Source organism: Kocuria sp. CPCC 205231 (assembly GCF_040980965.1).
GTDB classification, from domain to species: domain Bacteria; phylum Actinomycetota; class Actinomycetes; order Actinomycetales; family Micrococcaceae; genus Kocuria; species Kocuria rosea.
The window spans coordinates 1-514 of sequence record NZ_JAVKPP010000117.1 but is presented as its reverse complement, the minus strand read 5'-3'; the positions used below and the strand labels follow the sequence as shown (position 1 = coordinate 514).

Annotated in this window: 1 protein-coding gene; it reads right to left on the bottom strand. The window is 38.7% G+C overall.

Annotation, left to right across the window (positions count from 1 at the left end; genetic code table 11):
* Positions 1 to 178: 178 nt before the first annotated feature.
* Complete coding sequence (locus RF640_RS19140; RefSeq protein WP_259542861.1) at positions 179 to 469, bottom strand: DNA adenine methylase; 291 nt, start codon at positions 467 to 469, stop codon at positions 179 to 181.
* Positions 470 to 514: the final 45 nt, after the last annotated feature.

The following is a 514-nucleotide window of genomic DNA, read 5'->3' as shown; positions in this document are numbered from 1 at the left end:
CATTAAGAGTATATTTTTTGTCTTTGGAGTGAACGATCCATTTGTTCGAATAACATCAATTTTTAAGTTTGACATTTACGAACCCCTTATTTTCAAAAATATTGCTCATCCCTCATTTAATGCCTGCAGCGTTCAGGCGCTCGCAAAACGCAAGCATTTCGTCATCTTGTTCGTCCGTTCAATGCTTATTATAGTTTGCCTGCGTTCCCAAATATGGCGGGTCCAAATAGACGAAATCGTTTTCCTTGTCCACCTTTGAAAAATCAAAATCCTTGAACCCTTGTTTTATCGATTCTATTCTTGCACTCTGTTTGTTTGCCTGATAAAAATCTTTAAGACCAAAAGGCGTGAAGTTATAGGCTCCCCATGACTTGTCAAGTTTTCCCGTTTTTCTGGATATTTTAAGCGTGTTAGAGAAAGCAAACAACGACGCTATATATAAAGTCTTGGCATCGGAATTTATGCCCACGTTGTAATCCTCAAGTCATTTGATCCATCCCTGGTATTCCGGCAA